The organism is Qipengyuania sp. 902 (assembly GCF_051195295.1).
GTDB lineage: Bacteria > Pseudomonadota > Alphaproteobacteria > Sphingomonadales > Sphingomonadaceae > Qipengyuania.
Genome location: NZ_JBNJLJ010000001.1, coordinates 922,324 through 942,353 on the forward strand (window position 1 = coordinate 922,324; position 20,030 = coordinate 942,353).

At 63.3% G+C, this 20,030-nt stretch carries 20 protein-coding genes; 12 read left to right on the forward strand and 8 right to left on the reverse strand.

All coding sequences use genetic code 11. The features are described 5' to 3' along the window. Positions 1-93: 93 nt before the first annotated feature. Positions 94-366 (forward strand): hypothetical protein, encoded by a 273-nt coding sequence (locus ACSH0F_RS04630; RefSeq protein ID WP_435200339.1) that lies wholly within the window; start codon positions 94-96, stop codon positions 364-366. A gap of 124 nt (positions 367-490) precedes the next feature. Here ACSH0F_RS04630 and ACSH0F_RS04635 read toward each other — a convergent pair whose 3' ends face one another. Both ACSH0F_RS04635 and ACSH0F_RS04640 read right to left on the reverse strand, forming a co-directional pair. Then, the gene (locus ACSH0F_RS04635) at positions 491-1,513 is read right to left on the reverse strand and encodes a serine hydrolase (RefSeq protein ID WP_435200341.1); all 1,023 of its coding nucleotides are present in this window, start codon (positions 1,511-1,513) and stop codon (positions 491-493) included. Positions 1,514-1,653: 140 nt separating this feature from the next. Further along, positions 1,654-2,061 carry a host attachment protein gene (locus tag ACSH0F_RS04640; RefSeq protein ID WP_435200343.1) on the reverse strand — a complete coding sequence of 136 codons (408 nt, stop codon included), beginning with the start codon at positions 2,059-2,061 and terminating at the stop codon, positions 1,654-1,656. Positions 2,062-2,163: 102 nt separating this feature from the next. Here ACSH0F_RS04640 and ACSH0F_RS04645 point away from each other — a divergent pair, with 102 nt between their 5' ends. From ACSH0F_RS04645 to ACSH0F_RS04660, 4 genes are all read left to right on the forward strand, one after another. After that, entirely contained in the window at positions 2,164-3,513 is a 1,350-nt protein-coding gene (locus ACSH0F_RS04645) for a phosphotransferase (protein WP_435200345.1), read from the forward strand. After that, the gene (locus ACSH0F_RS04650; RefSeq protein WP_435200347.1) at positions 3,513-4,805 is read left to right on the forward strand and encodes an acyl-CoA dehydrogenase family protein; all 1,293 of its coding nucleotides are present in this window, start codon (positions 3,513-3,515) and stop codon (positions 4,803-4,805) included. The genes ACSH0F_RS04645 and ACSH0F_RS04650 overlap by 1 nt, the downstream gene beginning before the upstream one ends. Before the next feature lie 107 nt (positions 4,806-4,912). Further along, positions 4,913-7,153 carry a DUF305 domain-containing protein gene (locus ACSH0F_RS04655; protein WP_435200349.1) on the forward strand — a complete coding sequence of 747 codons (2,241 nt, stop codon included), beginning with the start codon at positions 4,913-4,915 and terminating at the stop codon, positions 7,151-7,153. Between the two features lie 97 nt (positions 7,154-7,250). Beyond that, positions 7,251-8,270 carry an endonuclease/exonuclease/phosphatase family protein gene (locus tag ACSH0F_RS04660; RefSeq protein WP_435200351.1) on the forward strand — a complete coding sequence of 340 codons (1,020 nt, stop codon included), beginning with the start codon at positions 7,251-7,253 and terminating at the stop codon, positions 8,268-8,270. A 31-nt stretch (positions 8,271-8,301) separates the two neighbouring features. On the opposite strand, the gene ACSH0F_RS04665 is transcribed toward ACSH0F_RS04660, so the two are convergent. From ACSH0F_RS04665 to groES, 3 genes are all read right to left on the reverse strand, one after another. Beyond that, positions 8,302-8,697 carry a BLUF domain-containing protein gene (locus ACSH0F_RS04665; RefSeq protein WP_435200353.1) on the reverse strand — a complete coding sequence of 132 codons (396 nt, stop codon included), beginning with the start codon at positions 8,695-8,697 and terminating at the stop codon, positions 8,302-8,304. Between the two features lie 139 nt (positions 8,698-8,836). Beyond that, on the reverse strand, positions 8,837-10,486 hold the full coding sequence (gene groL / locus ACSH0F_RS04670) for a chaperonin GroEL (RefSeq protein ID WP_435200355.1): 1,650 nt from the start codon (positions 10,484-10,486) through the stop codon (positions 8,837-8,839). 114 nt (positions 10,487-10,600) lie between these two features. After that, positions 10,601-10,888, reverse strand: a complete 288-nt coding sequence (gene groES, locus ACSH0F_RS04675; RefSeq protein ID WP_305931038.1) for a co-chaperone GroES — start codon at positions 10,886-10,888, stop codon at positions 10,601-10,603. A 138-nt stretch (positions 10,889-11,026) separates the two neighbouring features. On the opposite strand from groES, the gene ACSH0F_RS04680 reads away from it, so the two are divergent. Beyond that, positions 11,027-11,941 carry a mechanosensitive ion channel family protein gene (locus ACSH0F_RS04680; protein ID WP_435200357.1) on the forward strand — a complete coding sequence of 305 codons (915 nt, stop codon included), beginning with the start codon at positions 11,027-11,029 and terminating at the stop codon, positions 11,939-11,941. On the opposite strand, the gene ACSH0F_RS04685 is transcribed toward ACSH0F_RS04680, so the two are convergent. After that, entirely contained in the window at positions 11,922-13,367 is a 1,446-nt protein-coding gene (locus ACSH0F_RS04685; protein ID WP_435200359.1) for an MATE family efflux transporter, read from the reverse strand. The two genes, ACSH0F_RS04680 and ACSH0F_RS04685, sit on opposite strands and share 20 nt — an antisense overlap. 289 nt (positions 13,368-13,656) lie before the next feature. Between ACSH0F_RS04685 and ACSH0F_RS04690 the strand changes: the two genes are divergently transcribed. Both ACSH0F_RS04690 and ACSH0F_RS04695 read left to right on the forward strand, forming a co-directional pair. Further along, positions 13,657-14,388 (forward strand): helix-turn-helix domain-containing protein, encoded by a 732-nt coding sequence (locus ACSH0F_RS04690; protein WP_435200361.1) that lies wholly within the window; start codon positions 13,657-13,659, stop codon positions 14,386-14,388. A gap of 90 nt (positions 14,389-14,478) precedes the next feature. After that, positions 14,479-15,111, forward strand: coding sequence for a M23 family metallopeptidase (locus ACSH0F_RS04695; protein WP_435200363.1), 633 nt, complete (start codon positions 14,479-14,481; stop codon positions 15,109-15,111). Positions 15,112-15,127: 16 nt separating this feature from the next. On the opposite strand, the gene ACSH0F_RS04700 is transcribed toward ACSH0F_RS04695, so the two are convergent. Next, complete coding sequence (locus ACSH0F_RS04700) at positions 15,128-15,751, reverse strand: hypothetical protein (RefSeq protein ID WP_435200365.1); 624 nt, start codon at positions 15,749-15,751, stop codon at positions 15,128-15,130. A gap of 99 nt (positions 15,752-15,850) precedes the next feature. Then, the gene (locus ACSH0F_RS04705) at positions 15,851-16,609 is read right to left on the reverse strand and encodes a DUF2569 domain-containing protein (RefSeq protein WP_435200367.1); all 759 of its coding nucleotides are present in this window, start codon (positions 16,607-16,609) and stop codon (positions 15,851-15,853) included. Between the two features lie 495 nt (positions 16,610-17,104). Here ACSH0F_RS04705 and ACSH0F_RS04710 point away from each other — a divergent pair, with 495 nt between their 5' ends. The 4 genes from ACSH0F_RS04710 to ACSH0F_RS04725 all read left to right on the forward strand — a co-directional run bounded on the left by ACSH0F_RS04710 (position 17,105) and on the right by ACSH0F_RS04725 (position 20,016). Beyond that, positions 17,105-17,323 (forward strand): Flp family type IVb pilin, encoded by a 219-nt coding sequence (locus tag ACSH0F_RS04710; RefSeq protein WP_435200369.1) that lies wholly within the window; start codon positions 17,105-17,107, stop codon positions 17,321-17,323. Positions 17,324-17,419: 96 nt separating this feature from the next. Then, entirely contained in the window at positions 17,420-18,325 is a 906-nt protein-coding gene (gene cpaB / locus ACSH0F_RS04715; RefSeq protein WP_435200371.1) for a Flp pilus assembly protein CpaB, read from the forward strand. Continuing rightward, a complete protein-coding gene (locus ACSH0F_RS04720) occupies positions 18,312-19,730 on the forward strand; it encodes a type II and III secretion system protein family protein (protein WP_435200373.1) in 1,419 nt (472 codons plus the stop codon). Before cpaB ends, ACSH0F_RS04720 begins: the two co-directional genes overlap by 14 nt. Next, positions 19,720-20,016: a hypothetical protein gene (locus ACSH0F_RS04725; protein WP_435200375.1), complete on the forward strand. Its 297-nt coding sequence runs from the start codon at positions 19,720-19,722 to the stop codon at positions 20,014-20,016. The genes ACSH0F_RS04720 and ACSH0F_RS04725 overlap by 11 nt, the downstream gene beginning before the upstream one ends. Positions 20,017-20,030 lie beyond the last annotated feature (14 nt).

Here is a 20,030-nt window from a genome sequence, read left to right on the forward strand (position 1 = left end):
TTTAGACATCGTGAGGCCTGATTTGGGACTCGCGCAAAGGGTCGGCCAAGGGTCGCCCCGATGCTCCAAACTCGCTGTTTGAGGAATTATATTATGCGTAAGATCGCTCTTGTTGCTGCCGCTTCGGCCGCTGCTCTCTCGCTCGCCGCTTGCTCGGAAGCCACCGAAGACTCGGCTGAAACCACCATGGATTCGGCTGCTGCCGACACCGAAGCAAACATGGAAGCCGCTGGCGACTCCATGGAAGCTGCTGGCGCCGAAATGGAAGCCGGTGCTGAAGAAATGGCCGCCGACGCCGACGCAGCCGCTGCTGAAGTCGAAGCTGAAGTCGAAGGCGAAACCGAAGCTGAAGCACAGGCCGACTAATCGCGCCAGCGCTTCGGAACGGTTTATCGTTTCGAAACAGGAAAGGGCGGTGCCGCAAGGCACCGCCCTTTTCCTTTGTCATCACACTTGGTCGAAGAGGTCCGGTAAGCTGGCCTGGCGAGCCTTACTCGCCGCCATAATCCGCATTGGCCCAGGCGCGGCCATCATTGGCTGCGCGCCCGAACCCACGATACAGCGCATCGGTGATCGTGGAGATCCGCCCGTCGCGCAAGCGCCGCGCTTCCAGCTTCTGCGCCCTGCTGCCGTTCTCGACCGCCATCGAAGGGCTCTGCCCGGTTACGTATATCGCGGCCGCGATCGCGCGTCCGTCCGGCATATGGAATATCCCGATATCGCTTGCGGTGCGGCTGAGCGTCCCGGTCTTGTGAGCGAGCATGGCGCTCATCGGCAGGACGGAGCGCATCCGCCGCTTGCCGGTCGTCGTCTCCAGCATGGCATCGACCAGAACGCGGCGTGATTTGTCGCTCAGCCAACGGCCCTGGTATATCCCCGCGAGCAGCTGGCCCATCGCGCGCGGAGTCGCGCTGTCGCGGATGTCGATCGACGATGCCGGATCGCTTCGTCCGTCTTCGCGGATCAGCGTCTTGATATCGCGCGAAAGCGTAAAGCCCTCGATCCCGGCCTTCTGCATCCACGCATTCACCGCAGCAGGGCCACCGACGGCATTGAGCATGGCGTCGGTGCAATCGTTGCAGCTCTTGCTGATCATCAGGCTGATGTGACGAGACGCAGGCATATAGGCACCGCCCGGACGTGGCAGCTGCCATTCGCTTGTCAGGCTCCATTTGCCCGCATCGACACCGGCAAGATAGGTCGCGGCGATCGCGACCTTGCTGGTGCTGGCCATCGGAAAGCGCTGGTCGGCGAGAACGCCGACTTCCTGGCCCGTCGTCAGGTCGACGGCGTAAACGCCGATGCGCCCGCGTGAACCTTCTGCGAGACGCGCAATCTGCCGCTCGAAGTCGGTCTCGTAGCGTGCGACCATCGACGAAGGTTCGCGAACTTCGGTCCCGAGGGTCCTGTCGAAGGCTGATTCGAACGCCTGCGTATCGCTGTTGGCAATAGCGGGAGATGCCAGGGCGATGGCCCCCGCCGCAATAATCTTTCCGAAAAGTCCTGTCCGCATCCCGTCCTGTTACCCTTTACGTGGTTTACCGATGCTTAAGATAGCTCAAGCGTCGGCAACAAGGGATATAGCGACAGAAAGTGGCGCGAATACGACAATCGATTCGTCACAACGGGAACAAACGGGATGCGGCGCGAACGTTAAGCGTCGGCGATAGCCTTTTCGATGCGGTCGACAGGCTCCCCCGTCATCGTCTTGTCGATCTCGCCGACCAGCTTTTTCTCGAGTTCGCCGTGATAGTGGCGCCGCATTTCGCCCAGCGTCTTCGGGTCGGCAATGACGAGCACGTCGCTGATCTCCCCGGAGATGGCCTTGGCGTTCAGCCATTTGGCGGCAGCCGCGCCGTGGGCGAGTTCTTCCAAATCGGTCCGACCATGCTCCTGACCGATATCGTCCTGGTGCTTCACACCGGCGCTGTAGTTGGTCGCCGTCAGATCGGGCTTCTGGGCATCCTCCAGCTTGGGTTCGAACATCTGCCCCGAATTGCGCATCACCGTAAAGTTCTCGCCGTCCACGATTGCGACATGCGCCTTGTTGGGAAGTTTCATCCAGATTTCTCCTGCTGTGTCTGTTTCTGCACCATCAACGAACGAGGCCTTGGAGGGGTCCGGGCTTGAGCGGCGAAGCGTTTGCCTGCAAGCATCGACTGCATGGGAACGGATGGCAGCCGAAGCGCGATCGAGCGCGGCTTGAACGAGGCGCTCGCGCGGGCGGACATGGGGGAGGCCAGCGGGCTCGCGCGCCTAACCGGCGGGGCAACCATGGAAAGCTGGCGTTTTGCTTGCGACCGGGAAGACTACGTCCTGCGCCGCGCGCCGAGCCTCGAGTTCATGGAAGGTCGGCCCTACGGTCACGACAGCGAAGCGGCGATCATCGGCGCGGCGTTCGAGGCCGGGGTCACGGCACCCGAAGTCGTCCTGGTGCTCGAGCCGGATGACGGGATAGGCAGCGGCTTCGTGATGCGCGCTCTCCCCGGCACGCCCGATCCCCGCGCGATCCTGGCGATGGACGATCCCGTGCAATTGCTGCGCGAAGTGGCCCGCGACCTGGCGCGCATCCATGCGCTCGATCCGGCGACGCTCCCCGACGACGTCCCCGAAATGGACTATGCCGAGGCCGTCGAAGGGCTGGCGGAGCAGTTCGAAGAAGTGGGCGGCGACCGCCCGATCATCGCGCTGGGCCTCAAATGGTTGCGCGACAATCTGCCCGAGCGCGTCGAGCCAGTCCTCAATCATGGTGATTTCCGCCTCGGCAATCTGCTGGCCGAGGATTCGCACCTCACCGGCGTGCTCGACTGGGAGCTCGCGCATTTCGGCGACCGGCACGAGGATCTCGCTTTCGGCTGCATGGCGGTCTGGCGCTTCGCCAGGGTCGATCGCCCGGCGCTGGGTCTCGGCTCGCTCGAAGACTATGTCGAAGCCTATGAGGCGGAAAGCGGCGTGTCGCTGGATGCCGGCCGGTTCCGCTTCTGGCTGGTCTACCGCACCGTGTGGTGGGCGCTCGGCTGCATCCGCATGGCCGATTTCTGGCGCAGCGGCGAAGACCGGATGCTGGAGCGCGTCGTGATCTCGCGTCGCACCAGCGAACAGGAGCTCGATCTTTTGCTGCTGCTGGAGGACGAGGCGCCGGAGGAAGAACAGGCTCGGCCGCTCCCGCCAAGCGATGTGAAGCTCGATCCGATGGGCGAAGCGAGCGTCGGCGAGATCGCTGAGGCGATTTCCGAATGGCTCGCCACAATCAAGGACCGCATGGAAGGGCACAACCGTTTCCAGCTGGCTGTCGCCCGTAATGCTTTGGGCATGATTTCGCGCGGCGACCGGGTCGATGTCGAATTCGCCGACGATCTGCTGGCGCAGGAGCTTCTGGACGGGGAACGCTCGCTGGCGACCCCCGGCCTGCTCGCGCTGTTGCGCCGCTCCGCGCTGGACAAGCTGGCGGCTGACGTGCCGAAATACCCGATGCTCGCGCTAGCCCGCGCCAAATGGACTGGAGAGGACTGATGGACTTCACGATCCCCGAGGATCTCGAAAAGTATTACGAGGAGCTGGTCGGCTTCATCGAGACGGAAATCATCCCGCTCGAACAGCAGGACGACAACATCCGCTTCTTCGACCACCGCCGCGAATATGCACGCACCGACTTCGAGAAGGGCGGCCTGCCGCGCGAGGATTGGGAAGAGCTGCTCCGCGAAGCCCGCAAGCGTGCCGATGCCGCCGGCCACTGGCGCTTCAGCGCGCCGAAGAAATACGGCGGCAAGGATGGCTCGAACCTCTGGATGGCGGTAATCCGCGATCGCTTCGCCCAGCGTGGCCTGGGACTGCATAACGACCTGCAGAACGAGCACAGCATCGTCGGCAACTTCCCCTTCGTCGAAATGTTCGAACAATGGGGCACGGAGGAGCAGAAGCAGGAATTCATCCTCGGCGGGTTCGAAGGCAAGCGCCGCGTCGCTTTCGGCCTGACTGAACCGCATCACGGTTCCGACGCCACGCATATGGAGACCAAGGCGGTGCGCGAAACGCGCGACGGGGTCGAAGGCTGGCGGATCGACGGAGAGAAGATGTGGATCACCGGCATGCATGTCGCCACCCATTGCGCGATGTTCGCCCGCACCTCCGGCGAGGATGGCGATGCCAGCGGGATCACCTGCTTCCTCGTCCCCAACCCGACCGAGGGGCTGGAGATCGAGGAGTGGCTGTGGACCTTCAACATGCCCACCGACCACCCGCGCCTCAGCGTCACGAACGTCTGGGTGCCCGACAGCGCCATCCTCGGCGTCGAGGGCAGGGGCCTTTCGCTGGCACAGAGCTTCGTCCACCAGAACCGCATCCGCCAGGCCGCGAGCAGCTGCGGCGCGGCGCAGTATTGTGTCGAGGAAAGCGTTAAGTACGCCCGCGAACGCAAGCCGTTCGGGCAGGAGCTGGCGCGCAACCAGGGTATCCAGTTCCCGCTGGTCGAGCTGGCGACCCAGTGCGAGATGCTGCGCCTGTTGATCTACAAGACGGCCTGGGAAATGGACAACTTGCCGCATGAGGAGATCGAGAAAACGATCTCCGACAAGGTCAGCATGTGCAATTACTGGGCGAACCGGCTGGTGTGCGAGGCGGCGGATCGCGCGATGCAGGTGCACGGCGGTATCGGCTATTCGCGGCACAAGCCGTTCGAGCATATCTACCGCCACCACCGCCGCTATCGCATCACCGAGGGGGCCGAGGAAATCCAGATGCGCAAGGTGGGCGCATATCTGTTCGGCTATCTCGGCCCGCGGCGCGGCAAGTTCGCATCCGGTTGATTGCATCCGTTTTTATCAGGGCGAGAGCGCCGTTCGTAGAACAATCGCTTGACCGCGCGGGCGCGCGGGGGGCTTATCGCACTTTCATACTTCGGGGACTGCACATCATGACACATTCGTTCCGGGCGCTGGCCGCCGGCCTGCTGCTTACGACCTCCACAGCCGCACTGGCTCAAGAGGTGCCCATCGTGCTGCCCGGCGCACCGGGCGAGGCGCCGCGCGTTATCGGCGAGGACGAGGCGATCGCCCTGTCGAAGACGGCCTACTCGCCGGCCGACGTCGCCTTCATGCAGGGCATGATCGTCCATCACCGGCAGGCCGTGGCCATGGCCGACCTCGTCGAAGGGCGCACGAACAACGACGCTATCGTCAAGATCGCCGAGCGGATCAATGCGAGCCAGAAGGACGAGATCGGGTTCATGACGACCTGGCTCGAAGAGCGCGGAGAGAAGCTCGAGGGACCGCATTCGATGCACATGGGCCACGGCGCGCACAGCCTGATGAAGGGGATGGCAACCCCCAGCCAGATGCAGGCGCTCGCTGCCGCCAACGGCACCGAATTCGACCGCATGTTCCTCCAGCTGATGACCGCCCACCACCTCGGCGCGATCGACATGGTCGATGAACTGCACAAGGCGCCGGGCAGCGCTTACGAGCCGGTGATGTTCGAGTTCACCAACGAGGTGGTGACCGACCAGCAGGCGGAGATCGACCGGATGAACGCGGTCGCGGCTAACCTCTCCACCGATCCGCGCGCGACGCTCGCAGCAGGCTTCCGCGATGCCGAAGAGGCGATCCTGAACCTGCGGCTCGTTGCAGCGCAGCCCAAGCCTGCCGGCTTTTTCGATCCTGCCAATCCCGCCCAGCTCCAGCCGCTGATCGAAGACGATGAAGACGAGGAAGCCGCCGATACGAAGGTCGAAGAACCGACCGACAGCGCCGAAGCCGATGCCGATGCAGAGGAAGAAGAGCCCCGCTTCGGCGAGCGCGGCTCGCTGCTGAGCTTCGCCAATACCGACATTGCCTTCTCCGGCGACATCATGGTCGCGGGCAATTATCACGGCTTCAACGCCTATCGCCTCGGTGATGACGGGGTGCCGACGCTGGTCAGCTCGACCGTCTGCCCCGGCGGTCAGGGCGACGTCTCCATCGCAGGCGATATTCTCGTGATGAGCGTTCAGGACAGCCGCGCGCGGATCGATTGCGGGTTGCAGGGGGTCACCGGCAATGTCAGCGAAGAGCGCTTCCGCGGAATCCGCATCTTCGACATTTCCGACATCACCCGCCCGCGCCAGATTGGCCAGGTGCAGACCTGCCGCGGCAGCCACACTCACTCCATCGTCAGCGCCGACGACACGCGCCTGATCGTCTATAACTCGGGCACCAGCTATGTCCGCGATGCCGAGGAACTGCCCGGCTGTTTCGATACGGCGGGCGACGAAACCGCGCTTTTCAGCATCGACGTGATCGAAATCCCGCTGGCGGATCCCTCCAAGGCCCGCATCGTCGACAGCCCGCGCGTCTTCGCCAAGGACGGGCAGATCGCCGGCCTGTGGCGGGGCGGCGACCACGGCCTGAACCCGGACGGCAGCCGGACGCAGGAAACCAATGACACCAACCAGTGCCACGATATCACGGTGTTCCCGGCGAAGAACCTCGCTGCCGGGGCATGCTCGGGCAATGGCATCATCATGGACATTTCCAATCCGCTCAAGCCGCAGCGCATCGACGACGTGACCGACAAGGGCTTCGCCTACTGGCACTCGGCCACCTTCAACAATGACGGCACCAAGGTGCTGTTCACCGACGAATGGGGCGGCGGCGGGCGGCCGCGCTGCCAGGCTGGCGATCCGATGAACTGGGGTGCCGATGCCTTCTACGCGATCGAGAACGGCAAGCTCGAATATCGTGGCATGTACAAGCTGCCCGCGCCGCAGGGCGACAAAGAGAACTGCGTCGCGCACAACGGCTCGATCATCCCGGTGCCCGGGCGCGATATCTTCGTGCAGGCCTGGTACCAGGGCGGGTTGTCGATCATCGATTTCACCGATGCCACCAATCCGTTCGAAATCGCCTATTTCGACCGCGGTCCGGTGGACGAAGACCAGCTGGTCACCGGCGGGTATTGGTCGGCCTATTGGTATAAGGGCCGAATCTACGCGACCGAGATCAGCCGCGGGCTCGACGTCTTCGCGCTCGAGCCGAGCGAATTCCTGACGGCGGAAGAGATCGCGGCGGCGGAAGCAGCCGTCTACGAAGGAGACGTGTTCAATCCGCAAACGCAGACGCAGGTGACCTGGCCGGACGAGGTGGTGGCCGCAGCGGAAGCGAGCCGCATGGGCGGTTGACCAAGCAGAGTAGAATTCGGAACATGGACGGGCCGCGGCAGTAATGGTGCCGCGGCCCGTTCTCTTTCGGGCCCGGGGCAAAAACAGGGGAAGACCAATGACCATGCGATCCGTCGCAGGGAAGATCGTGATCGGTGGGCTGGCTGTGCTGCTGATAGCAGCACTGGTGTCGCTATGGGGTACCAACCGCGGCGCGGTGCGCCTGCTCGACACATTGCGCGAACCGTCGATCTATCTCGCTGCGACGCTCGTCGTCTTGGGGCTGTTCGTCGCGAGATCGAAGATGGCGCTTGTTGTGGCGCTCGGACTTATCTCCATCGGTATCAATCTCTGGCGCATCTGGCCGTACACTTTCCTTGCTCCCGCGCAGGTCCCGCTGCCAGACGAAGTAAATGGCATGAGCTGCGCCAAAGTGCTGTCGTTCAATGTGCTTCAGACCAATGACCGCCACGATGCGACGGCGAAGCTGATCGAGGCCGAACGACCCGACATCCTGCTGCTGATGGAAACGAACCAGGTGTGGCTCGACGCGCTCCAGCCCCAGCTCGCACGCTACGGCTATACGCTGGCCCGGCCGCTGGAGAACAAATACGGCATGGTCTTTGCGACCACGCTCCAAGTCGACCGCGCAGAAATGGTGGCCAACACGAGTTCGAATACGCCCACACTCTACGCAACGCTGCGGATGGGCGACGGCGCACGGTTCGAATTGATCGGCCTGCACCCGCGCCCGCCCCTGCCCGGAGAGAGCACCGCTCAACGCGATGCCAATATCGCCCGCGCCGGGTCGCGCACGCCGGACATGCTGTCCAATGTGCTGGCGATCGGCGATTTCAACGATGTGCCTTGGTCGAGCACCACCCAGAAATTCGTCCATGACGGCGGCTTTAGCGACCCGCGCGCTGGGCGTGGAAGTTTCGCGACCTTTCCGGCGGACTACGCCCTGTTCGGCTGGCCCCTCGATCAGATTTTCGTGAAGGAGGGGGTGAAGGTCGAAACACTGGAGATCGGCGAGGATGTCGGATCCGATCATCTGCCCGTACTGGCGAAGGTCTGCGTCGATCCGATGTCGGAGGATGCCGATGTGGGCAGCGTTCTACCGACTGGCGACAGCTAAAGAGTTATGCCCTCAGGGTAAGTCCACTAGATCAGGCGGCTTTCTCGTTGGCGACCGAACCATCGAGGAACTGCCTTACCAGTGCCCGCATATTGGAAGAGACATTGGCCAAAGCCGCTTCGGGGACGGACCCGTTCGCAATCTGCACGCGCTCCATCCGCCACCGCGGGAAGCTCCGCTCGCCGATTTCCTGCCGATGCAGGACCTCGATCGAGTGATGCCTGGGATCGGCCTGAAGACGCGCCATCAGGCCGTCGATCGCAGCGGGTTCGCCTTCGATAATCTGGAAGAACCGATCGTTTGCGAAAATCAGCATTCCCGTAAGATCGTCGCGCAGGTTGTTTCTGGCCGAGGTTTCGATGATTTCGAAAACCTCGTTCGAAGCAAGATCGCCGCGTGCGTCGCTGCTGTAAGCCAATTGGATCATTAAGAAATTCCCCATGTTACAGGGTTCGATAGCCCATCGGACTTACCGGCGGGTTAAGCATGCACGTAACACAAGAAAGGCCCGGCGGATCGCTCCGCCGGGCCTTCCTGTTTTAAGCCTGTAGGCTGGATGGCTGGACTTAGAAGCCCATGCCGCCCATGCCGCCCATGCCGCCCATATCGGGCATGGCAGGCGCAGCCGACTTGTCTTCCGGCTTGTCGACGATCGCGGCTTCGGTCGTGATCAGCAGGCCGGCAACCGAGGCAGCGTTCTGCAGCGCAGTACGCACGACCTTGGTCGGGTCGATCACGCCGGCGTTGACGAGGTTCTCGTAGCTGTCGGTCGCGGCGTTGAAGCCGAGGCTTTCGTCATTGCCGTCGGTCAGCTTGCCGGCAACCACCGCGCCGTCATGGCCGGCGTTGCTGGCGATCTGGCGGACCGGAGCGGCCAGCGCACGGCGGACGATGTCGATGCCGCGGGTCTGGTCGTCGTTTACGCCGGTCAGGCCGTCGAGGGCCTTCGAAGCGTAGAGCAGCGCGGTACCGCCGCCCGGGACGATGCCTTCTTCGACGGCTGCGCGGGTGGCGTGCAGCGCGTCGTCGACGCGGTCCTTGCGTTCCTTCACTTCGACTTCGGTGGCCCCGCCGACCTTGATGACGGCAACACCGCCAGCGAGCTTGGCAAGGCGTTCCTGCAGCTTCTCGCGGTCGTAATCCGACGAGGTGTTGTCGATCTGCGTGCGGATTTCCGAAACGCGAGCCTTGATGTCGCCTTCGTCACCGGCACCGTCGACGATGGTGGTGTTGTCCTTGTCGATGGTGACGCGCTTGGCTTCGCCCAGCATGCCCAGCGTGACGTTTTCCAGCTTGATGCCGAGATCTTCGCTGATCATCTCGCCCTTGGTCAGGATCGCGATGTCCTGCAGCATGGCCTTGCGACGATCGCCGAAGCCCGGCGCCTTGACCGCTGCGACCTTGAGGCCGCCACGCAGCTTGTTGACCACGAGGGTCGCCAGCGCTTCGCCTTCGATGTCTTCGGCAATGATCAGCAGCGGACGGCCCGACTGGACGGCCGCTTCGAGGACCGGCAGCATCGACTGCAGGTTCGACAGCTTCTTCTCGTGGATCAGGATGTACGGGTTCTCGAGCTCGACCGTCATCTTGTCCGGGTTGGTGATGAAGTAGGGGCTGAGGTAGCCGCGATCGAACTGCATGCCTTCGACGGTTTCGAGCTCGAATTCGAGGCCCTTGCTCTCGTCGACGGTGATCACGCCTTCCTTGCCGACCTTTTCCATGGCTTCGGCGATCTTCTCGCCGACTTCACGGTCGCCATTGGCGGAGATGATGCCGACCTGGGCGATCTCGCCCGAGCCCGACACGTCCTTCGAACGGCCCTTGAGGTCCGCGACGACCTTCTCGACCGCGAGGTCGATGCCGCGCTTGAGGTCCATCGGGTTCATGCCGGCGGCGACCGACTTCATGCCCTCGGTCACGATCGACTGAGCGAGCACGGTGGCGGTGGTGGTGCCGTCACCGGCGGCGTCGTTCGACTTCGATGCCACTTCCTTGAGCATCTGCGCGCCCATGTTCTCGAACTTGTCCTTCAGTTCGATTTCCTTGGCGACGGTGACGCCGTCCTTGGTGATGCGCGGTGCGCCGAAGCTCTTGTCGATCACGACGTTGCGGCCCTTGGGGCCGAGCGTGACCTTGACGGCATTGGCGAGGGTATCGACGCCGCGCTGAATGCCTTCGCGCGCGTCGCGGCTGAACTTTACGTCCTTGGCTGCCATTGGTGTTTCTCCGTTTGCGTCATCCCAGCGAAGGCTGGGATCGGGTTGTTCTTGATCAGAGGATGCTGACGAGAGCGGCCAGCGACCCCAGCTTCCGCTGGGCTGACGGCTTCATCAGCCGATGATCCCCATGATGTCGCTTTCCTTCATGATCAGCAGGTCTTCGCCGTCGATCTTGACTTCGGTGCCCGACCATTTGCCGAACAGGACACGGTCGCCGGCGCTGACGTCGAGCGGAGTGACCTTGCCGTCATCCGCCTTGGCCCCGTTGCCGACGGCGACGATTTCGCCTTCGCTCGGCTTTTCCTGGGCGCTGTCGGGAATGATGATCCCGCCGGCGGTCTTCTGATCGGCTTCGATGCGACGGACCAGTACGCGGTCGTGAAGCGGACGAAATGCCATGTGTGTGACCTCTTCTGTAGAGTGTGAAACAGGTGTTGGCACTCACTCGGCGAGAGTGCCAGCGCGGCGCATTTGGGGTTGCGCCTTCGGCGAGTCAACGGGGGTTCATGTAAAAATTTTCGCTCGCCCGGACGAGCCGTGCCCGAGGGTGGCCAAATGGCCTTGGATTCCTTATTGGCCGCGCAAATCCGACGTTTTTCAATGACGAGACCGCCTCATATGACGACCGATCAGACCGTATCCGCCCTGACCGTGCCCGAGCAGATCCTGTTGTGGCTGCGGCTCAACATGATGGATATTGCCGGAGCCTTCGCCGTGCTCGTCATCGGCCTGATCGTCGCCAAGCTCTTATCGGGCTGGGTTGAAAAAGCCCTCACGAAATCGCCGCGCTTCGAACCGACGGTGGCGAACTTCCTGTCCAATCTCGTCAAATATGCGCTGTGGGCGCTGGTCCTCATCACTGTACTCGGCCAGTTTGGCGTCGAGACCACGAGCATTCTCGCCGCGCTTGGCGGCATGGCGCTGGCTATCGGCCTCGCCCTGCAAGGCACGCTGAGCAATGTCGCGTCGGGGGTGATGATCCTGGTGCAAAAACCCTTCAAGGTGGGCGAGGGAATTACTGCCGGTTCGGTTACCGGTACCGTCATGCAGATCGGCCTCTTTACCACGGAGCTCAAGCAGTTCGACGGCTTGTTCGTAATGGTCCCGAATTCCGAGCTATGGAATCAAGCCATCGTCAATTTCAATCGCCACCCGATCCGCCGGTTCGAGCTGGTGGTGGGAATCGGCTATGACGACAGTATGGAGCAGGCACGTACCGAATTGCTGGCGCTGGCCGCCGCGGACGAGCGCATTATCGACGATCCCGCCCCTGTTACCTTCGTTGCGTCGCTCGATGACAGTTCCGTCGGTATCGGTATGCGCGTCTGGTGCGCCACGGGCGATTATCTGAAATTGGGGTGGGATCTCACAGAAGCGGCCAAGGCGCGCTTCGACGATGTCGGTATCTCGATCCCGTTCCCGCAGCGCGAGATCACGCAGCGGGCGGCATAGGCGGCACGCCCACAGGCCTGACCGTCAGGCCCAGTGCATCGCGCCGGTGCCAGCGCCAGCCGAGCAACAGCGCGGCAAATGTGAGCCCCGTCGCAAGTCCGATCCATACGCCCATGCCAGCGAGCGGTGTGGCGAAGCCGAGCACCAGCGCCGTGCCGATCCCCGGCACCCAATAGGCAAAGGCGGCAATCCACATCGGGATGCGCGTGTCCTGTAGCCCGCGCAGGGCCCCGGCAGCGACCGCTTGCATCCCATCGAACAGCTGGAAGGCCGCGGCGACCACGATGTAGGTAAGCGCGAAGCCCACCAGTTCCGCATTGGCCGGGTCCCACGGGTCGATATAGATCGCCAACAGCGGCTTGGGGATCGCGACCATGGCAATCGCCGTCAGCAGCATGAAGCCGGTACCGATCACGATTGCGCTCCACCCGGCGCGCTTCATGCCGTCGGTGTCGCGCGCGCCGTAGAAGTAGCCGACGCGGATAGTTGCCGCCTGGCCTACGCCGAACGGCACCTGGAAGGCGAGCGCGGCGATCTGCAGCGCGACCGTGTGTGCAGCCAGTTGGGTCGCGCCGATATTTCCCATCAGGAAGGCGGCCGCGCCGAAAATTCCGGCCTCCGCTGTGATCGTCAGCGCAATGGGTGTGCCCACCCGCACGATCTGCATGAAGCGCGGCCAGTCCGGCGACCACCAGCGTCCGAAAATGCGATAACGGTGGAGGCGCGGGTCGATGCGGATCGCGACCACATAAGCGAGCAGCGTCACGAGCGTGGTGATGATCGTCGCCACCGCCGCGCCGCGCAGGCCCAGCTCGGGCGCGCCCAGATTACCGAAGATAAAGGCATAATTCGCCAGTGCGTTGACGAAGATGCCGCCCGCCGTGATCGCCGTCGCGAAGATCGGCCGGTCGAGCGTCGAGACGAAGCTGCGCAACACGTTGTTGATCAGGAACGGCACCATCGAAATGACGAGGACGGTGTTGTACTCCAGCGCCAGCGCGATGATGCGCGGCTCTTGGCCGGTCATCCGCATCAGCGGGCCGAGCAGCAGGCATAAAGCAACGCCACCGAGGCCCGAGAAAACGGCCAGCCACAGGGCCATGCGAACCGTGCGCCGGACGGGCCGCAATGCCGGCGCGCGCTCGCCGAGTTCCGCCGCCGCGACGGGCGCGACCGCTCCGGTAAGGCCGGACAGTGCCCACATGACCAGCCCGAACAGCGCGATCGCCAGCGCCGATGCGGCCAGCTGTTCCTCTCCCAGCCGCGCAATGAAGATCACGTCGATGGCATAGGTCAGCATCTGGAGCAGATTGGCAGCCGCCAGCGGCCAGCTCAGCCGGAAGGTCGCGCGGATCTCGTCGCGCCAGCCGTCGCTGCCGGTGCCCGGATCGGACGACAGGGGCTCGGGGGGCAGGTCGTAAGCCATGAAGCCGGCCCGGATAGGCGCAGTCTTTCGTTTGCGAAAGCGTGGCGCGCGGAAACGGGAATTTTCCCAGTCTGAAGAGGCGAGCCGGACACAGGTTCAGGCGCTAGTTCAAGTGTCCTAGTCGGGCGGTTTCCCCGTGATTTCGCTTTAACCGTCGCCGGTTAAGGTCTACCTATCCACGCAACGACGAAAGTCGGCAAAACCAAAAATTAACGATGCCGGGTTAACCCGGACGAGAAAAGAGGTCGCAATGTTTCACTCCTTCCCGAACGGGAAAGGCGGTTTGCTCATGCTCGGGCGTTTGGAAGACAAGTCAGAAGTTTCGGCAGAGAAGGGCCGGTCTCGCGCCTCGCCGCGCCGCCGCCTGTATCTTGCCACCGCCATTTCGCAGACCGATGCCGGTTGCGATGTCGATGTATTCAACATCTCCGAAACCGGAATTCTGCTCGGGACGTCCGGCACTCTCGACCTCGACGAGCCCATCACCGTCGTCCTGCCCGATATCGGGGAGAGGCTGGCGACGATCGTCTGGCATTCCGAAAATCTCTACGGATGCCGTTTTGCCGAGCCTCTCGACAGCGCGGAGGTAGCAGCCTGCCTCGCCTATTCGATGCCCGAAGGCCCCCGCCGGTTGCCGCCACGTCAGGAGGAAGCAACTTTCGGCGAGAGGCTGAAGCTGCTGCGGACGCGGTCGAAATTCTCCATGGTCGAACTGGCTCGGCAGGCAGGCGTAACGAAACCGACCCTTTGGAAATGGGAAACCGACAAGGTCCGGCCGCGTGAAGCCGCCTTGCAGCGCTTGGCCGCAGCGCTCGAAGTGACGCCGACCGAACTGCTTTATGGCAAACCGGTTGCTCTGGACGCTCCGCAGGCCGGCCATTCGCCGCAAACCCCTGGCAATGCTTCGACGAACGCCCCGACCGAGACCTTGGCGAAAGTCATTTCGCAGAGCCGGGCGAAAATAGCACGGCTCGCGGGAACCGAAGAGTCCCAAGTTTCCATCGATATCGACTGGGACTGATCCCGAAACAAGACAGCCTGCCGGTTGCGATTCGCGAAACCGCGGTTTCCATGGTATTGGCCTGGCCCTGCATCCGAGGGGGAAGCTGTCATGGGGAATGCAAGTATCGCCTTCGGGCTGATCGGCCTCGCTATCACCTACGGTCCGTTCGCGCCCGCTGCCCTTGCGGAGGAGGGCGACGAGGCAGGGGCCGCAAGCGGGGCTCCGCAAGTCCAGCAGCAACCCTTGCAGCCGCCCTCGCGTCCCGCTGTCCGATTCGGTCGCGCCGTCGATCTGATGGGTGCTGACATCGAGCCCGAGTCTTCGGCCATGGGGGGGCCGGATTTCGAAGCGGGTGCGATGCCGTCGGGACGGCCGCTCGCAGCGGGACGACTGACCAGCGGCTTCGGTATGCGGGGCCATCCCGTGCTCGGCGGCAGACGCTTTCACGGCGGGATAGACCTTGCCGCGGCAACGGGCACGCCGGTGGCCGCGACATCGAGCGGAGTGGTACTCTCCGCAGGATGGCGCGGAGGTTACGGCATCCTCGTCAGGCTTTCACACGGCGGGACGGTCGAAACCCGCTATGCCCATCTTTCCGCCGTTGCGGTGAGGGCAGGCGATCGCGTCCAGGCGGGGCAGACGATCGGTTATGTCGGCTCCACCGGGCGCTCGACCGGACCCCATCTCCATTACGAAACGCGGGTGGACGGTCGTCCCGTCGATCCTGCTTCCTTGAGATAAGCGTCGGTCGTCCGGATCACCCGGCGGTCATCACGAGACTGTCGCTGTTCGGGTCGTAGCGCAGGTCGACACCGTCGTTTCGCAGCTCGGTGAATGTGAGCAGATTGTCCGCCCTGCGCGGTTTCCGCACTGTGCGCGGCCGGCCGGCGCGTTCCAGCATGCGGACGATGTCCGTGGCATCGACCAGCAGGCGCGAATCGCCATCGATATGCACGGGCAGGCTGCCGATTTCGCGCGCGCCGATCCTGAGCGGCTTGCGCACGATGACGGCATCGGCGCTGACGCTCTCGCCGGAGGACCCCGGCTGCACCAGATCGAACCTTAGCGGGATCAGGCCCTCTGCGGTCATTGCCGGACCGGTAGCCATCCGATTGCCTTCGGAAGCGGCGGCCATGTCCCGCGCTGCGTCGGGGTTCTGCATCAGGGCTACGACGGCGTCGGCGGCATCGCCTGCGTCCAGTTCAGCGAGGGCCTCGTTACCGACCGGACGAGCCGCAGTCGTCTTGGGCAATTCTATCCGGGTAAAGTGAGGTACTGCCACCCGCATGACGGGGCCGGTAGCGGTCGCGCGGTCGATCGCGAGCCAGACGCCGGCGATGGCCACCACCGCAGCCAGCGCGACTGCGAAAGGGTACTTCACTCCCCTGTTTCGAACCCTGTCCATTCCCCGTGCCCCACCGAAATGCGATGCCGCTGTAACACCGTTTCGCGCGCCAGGCGAATCGGGATGGGGCTTCGCTCAGCCGGGAAGGCGGCTGCGATAGGTGACGTTCACCCGGTCCGACAGCAGCAGATAGGGCAGCCAGATCATGATGCTGATGAGCACCTTGGTGATATTGCCCTCCAGCAATCCTGCGAGCGAGGCGCCGACTTCGGGCGGCAGGTCGGCCTGCGCTTTCACGACGCTCGCGGTCGTCAGCTGAAGGCCGATGTCGAAGGCCCAGGTAAGGGCCAGCATCCGCGGGAACAGCGGGATCGTCCGCAGGGCCATTACGAAACAGACGACATAGAGGAAGTTCATCGCGACGGCTTCGAAGGCCATGGCGAGGAAGATGGCGCGAGCCCAGTCGGGACCAGCGGCGGTAATCGCCGGGACCGCGAGCAGGAACTCGGCGCTGCGGATTACGACGTTGAGCAGCATGCCGACGATCAGCGATGCCATGAAGCCCACCGGCCCGAACATGCGATGGCCGCGGGCAGCTTCGCGATCGACCTTGGTCCAGCGGCCGACGAAGGCCAGGCTGACCCGGTTGTCCCATTTGGTTTCGTTTTCCGGAAACGCGGCTTCGGCGAGGCGGAAGGCCATCGGCGGGGCCAGCGCGATGAGGGCATAGGGCAGGAAGATGCTGGCGAAGTCGGCGATACCGGTCACGGGCGGAGGGCTGAGTGCGATGCGCAGGCTGGCAAGCGCGAGCCAGCCGACGATCCACCATGGAATCGCGCGGTCCACGAACGGGCGAAGGTTCGCGACGATGGCGCGGGATTTCGCTTCCAGCACGTCCGCATAGCGTAAAAACGCAGCAATTATTGCTTTTGTGTGTCGTTCTGGAACCATGTTCAAATCCAACGTCGAACTCTAGATCGGGTTTCGAACGGTGCAACTTTTGCGCGAAACCGCCGGAAATCTGCGAGAATTTAGTTAACAAATTGCGAATCGGACTGAAATTTTTGATTCGGAATACGTGGCGAAAATATACAATCTATTCGCCGTTAACCGTCGCACTTAACGCTTTTCGGCCTTATCGCTTTGGAAAACAACCCGAAATTTTCGCGGTTGCCAAAATCTTGACTATGGTTGCCATAAGATGGATTCTTAGGGCGTTCCGTGAGGGAACAGGCGTCTGATCCGGCGTAACCGTCGGAAAAACATAAACCAAGGTCGCGCCGGTTCCAGAGCATTACCCGCACGGACAGGGCGAGCCGGAAATAGAGGCCGGAGCCCTCATGTGAATGAAGGGGGGACGATCCCCGCTTGGACTAGGGTAGAAACATCATGACCAATTTCCTGAAGAACTTCGCCGCCGACGAATCCGGCGCTTCGGCTGCCGAATACGCACTGATACTCGTCGTGGTCGGCCTTGGAATCGTATTGGCCGCGACTACGCTCTCGGGCTCAATTAGTAACGCCATTCAAGACACTTCCAAGTGTATTGATCCGGATGGTGACTCTACTGGAACTTGCCCCGGTAGCACCAGCACTGGCGGCAACTAATTCACCTTCCGGCCCTGGCTTTGTGCCGGGGCCGGACTTTACCCGGCGCAGCGGGGGTTTCTGCGCTTGTAAGGAGCTATTCGGGGGGAGCGGCGCATGGAGCGGCGCAATATCATCATCATCGGCGCGGCCCTGGTTCTGGGCGTGCTGGCCGTTTACCTGACCAACGCCTATTTTTCCGGCGTCGAGGAAGAGCAGGAGCGGATCGCGGAAGAGCAGCAGCTCGTTCGCGTCGCGGTCGCATCGCAGGATCTTCCGTTCGGCGCACCGCTGACGACCGACACCGTCCGGCTGGTCAACTGGCCCGCGCAATCGGTGCCCGCAGGCGCCTTCAACGACATCAACAGTTTCGCGGGCGGCAATGTCGCCATTCGCCCAATTGCGGCGGGTGAGCCGATCCTCCGCTCCCGCATTTCGGCGCGAGCCATCCTGTCGGAAAACATTCCCGACGATATGCGCGCCACGACCATTCCCGTAAACGACGTCGCCGGCGTGGCCGGTTTCGTGACGCCCGGCGATGTCGTCGACGTGATGATGACGCGCGAGATTCCCGGCGGGGACGATGACCTCATGACATCGGTCGTGCTGGAGAACGCGCAGGTGCTCGCGATCGACCGCCGCGCTTCGGAAGACAGCACCGAACCGCAGGAACTGAAAATGGCGACGCTGCTGACCAATCAATACGATGCCCAGCGGTTGGCGCTGGCGGCGCAGAGCGGGCGGCTGACGCTGGCACTGCGCAATGTCGAGAACCAGTCTGTCGGCAGTGCACAAGTGGTAACCACGCGCGACCTGCCCGGTGGCCGCCTGCGCTATGACTCTCGCAGCAGCACGGCGCGATCCGCCCCTGCGCCCGCACCGCGCCAGCAAGTCGCCTATCGCCCGGCGCCCGCTTCGGCAGGGACATCCCAGCCATCCGCGCCCGTCTTCTCGGGCCCGACCATGACGATCTATCGCGGCACCGACGGTGCGCGCCAGGAGGTGTCCCGTGGCACGAACTGATTTCATGCGCCGTGCGCTTGCCGCGGCCCTTCCGATCGCCCTGATGGCCGCCAGCCCGGCGCAGGCGCAATTCGCGGCCGCCGGAGAGATCCATGCCGGCACGCTGGAGATCCCGGTCAACAAGAGCCAGGTGGTCACCGCCGACCGGCCGATCGCCAAGGCGCTGGTCGGCAATGCCGATATCGCCGATATCGTCGCGCTCACCGAAAATTCGATCTACGTGCTGGGCAAGGGCATGGGCACCACCAGCCTGACGCTCTACGACGCGCGCGGCCGGGTTCTGTCGGTGATGGACATCGCCGTCGGCCCCGATGCGGAAGCCTTCCGCAGCCAGGCGGCCCGCCTGATTCCCGGCGGCCAGATCGACGCGCATATCAGCGGCGATTCGCTGGTGCTGACGGGCCTCGCCACCGATGTCGGCATGATCGACCGGGCGGTGCGGCTAGCCGGCACCTACGCAGGTGAGAAGGTGGTCAACATGATCGCGCTCGGCAGCAGCCAGCAGGTGATGCTGGAAGTCAAGTTCGCGGAAGTGAACCGATCAATAGGCGAAGATGTAGGCGCGCGTGGATTTCTTACCGATCGCGGTGGCGATTTCCGCGGCGTGTTCGGTCCGGGTTCCGAAGTGGTGGGCGGCGTCTTCGATGCAGCCGCAATTCAGAACAGCTTTGGCGCGATAGGGGCCACTTTCAGCGCCTTGGGCATCGATTTCGATGTCTTCCTGAACGCGCTGGAAGAGAAGGGCTTCGCCAAGACGCTCGCTGAACCGACCCTCGTAGCGTTGTCGGGTGAAAGAGCATCGTTCTTGGCCGGCGGGGAATTCCCCATCCCCGTCGTCCAGTCGAGCGGAGGCGGAGGCGGTGAAAACGTCGCTGGCCAGGTAACAGTCGAATTCAAGCCCTTCGGCGTCAGCCTGGGCTTCACCCCCACTGTGCTGGGCGACAACACCATCAACCTGGTGGTGGAGCCTGAGGTCAGCCAGATCGATCCGGCGGCCTCGATCCAGATCAATGGCCTCGCCATTCCCGGCCTGCAGACCCGACGCGCCTCCACCACGCTGGAACTGCGCGACGGCGAAAGCTTCGCCATCGCCGGGCTGCTGCAGCAGGATTTCCAGACCACGGTCAACCAGGTGCCGCTGCTCGGCAATATCCCGATCCTCGGCGCGCTGTTCCGCTCGACCGAATTCCAGAAGGGCGAGACCGAACTGCTGATCGTAGTGACGCCGCGACTGGTGAAGCCGATCCGCCCCGACCAGGTGCGTCTGCCGACCGATCGCGTGCGCGATCCGACAGCAGCGGGCACCGTGCTGACGGGCGAACCTTACGATCCGGTCCCGGCCAGCGAACTGGCCGCGCCGCAAACCCCCGTGACGATAGAGGAAGGCAGCGATTATGAATATTGAACGATCCGCCCGGCTGGCGATTTTCGCCGCCTTCCCGCTGGTGATGCTGGCAGGCTGTGCCGACAAGTCGATCTTCGAAGCACCCGGCGATGCCTCCTTCGGGGAGGCCAACCGCCAGACGATGATGGCGCAGGTCGTCAATCCGGACCCGGTCTATACCGATGAGCTGGTGACCAGCGGCGAACACGCTGCCGATGCCGTCGAGCGCTATCGCGAGGATGCGGTCAAGCAGCCGGAATCGATCCGCACGACCGATGTAGGCGAAGGGGGCGAAGGCCCGAATTGAGGGTCGAAAGAGGC

Bases quoted from the DNA above. Each gene is read 5' to 3' on its own strand.
- cpaB (WP_435200371.1), top strand. From the start codon at position 17,420: ATGGAGCGGCGCAATATCATCATCATCGGCGCGGCCCTGGTTCTGGGC.
- ACSH0F_RS04725 (WP_435200375.1), top strand. From the start codon at position 19,720: ATGAATATTGAACGATCCGCCCGGCTGGCGATTTTCGCCGCCTTCCCG.
- groES (WP_305931038.1), bottom strand. From the start codon at position 10,888: ATGGCATTTCGTCCGCTTCACGACCGCGTACTGGTCCGTCGCATCGAA.
- ACSH0F_RS04660 (WP_435200351.1), top strand. From the start codon at position 7,251: ATGACCATGCGATCCGTCGCAGGGAAGATCGTGATCGGTGGGCTGGCT.
- groL (WP_435200355.1), bottom strand. From the start codon at position 10,486: ATGGCAGCCAAGGACGTAAAGTTCAGCCGCGACGCGCGCGAAGGCATT.
- ACSH0F_RS04655 (WP_435200349.1), top strand. From the start codon at position 4,913: ATGACACATTCGTTCCGGGCGCTGGCCGCCGGCCTGCTGCTTACGACC.
- ACSH0F_RS04645 (WP_435200345.1), top strand. From the start codon at position 2,164: ATGGGAACGGATGGCAGCCGAAGCGCGATCGAGCGCGGCTTGAACGAG.
- ACSH0F_RS04635 (WP_435200341.1), bottom strand. From the start codon at position 1,513: ATGCGGACAGGACTTTTCGGAAAGATTATTGCGGCGGGGGCCATCGCC.
- ACSH0F_RS04685 (WP_435200359.1), bottom strand. From the start codon at position 13,367: ATGGCTTACGACCTGCCCCCCGAGCCCCTGTCGTCCGATCCGGGCACC.
- ACSH0F_RS04695 (WP_435200363.1), top strand. From the start codon at position 14,479: ATGGGGAATGCAAGTATCGCCTTCGGGCTGATCGGCCTCGCTATCACC.
- ACSH0F_RS04630 (WP_435200339.1), top strand. From the start codon at position 94: ATGCGTAAGATCGCTCTTGTTGCTGCCGCTTCGGCCGCTGCTCTCTCG.
- ACSH0F_RS04665 (WP_435200353.1), bottom strand. From the start codon at position 8,697: ATGATCCAATTGGCTTACAGCAGCGACGCACGCGGCGATCTTGCTTCG.
- ACSH0F_RS04710 (WP_435200369.1), top strand. From the start codon at position 17,105: ATGACCAATTTCCTGAAGAACTTCGCCGCCGACGAATCCGGCGCTTCG.
- ACSH0F_RS04690 (WP_435200361.1), top strand. From the start codon at position 13,657: ATGCTCGGGCGTTTGGAAGACAAGTCAGAAGTTTCGGCAGAGAAGGGC.
- ACSH0F_RS04650 (WP_435200347.1), top strand. From the start codon at position 3,513: ATGGACTTCACGATCCCCGAGGATCTCGAAAAGTATTACGAGGAGCTG.
- ACSH0F_RS04640 (WP_435200343.1), bottom strand. From the start codon at position 2,061: ATGAAACTTCCCAACAAGGCGCATGTCGCAATCGTGGACGGCGAGAAC.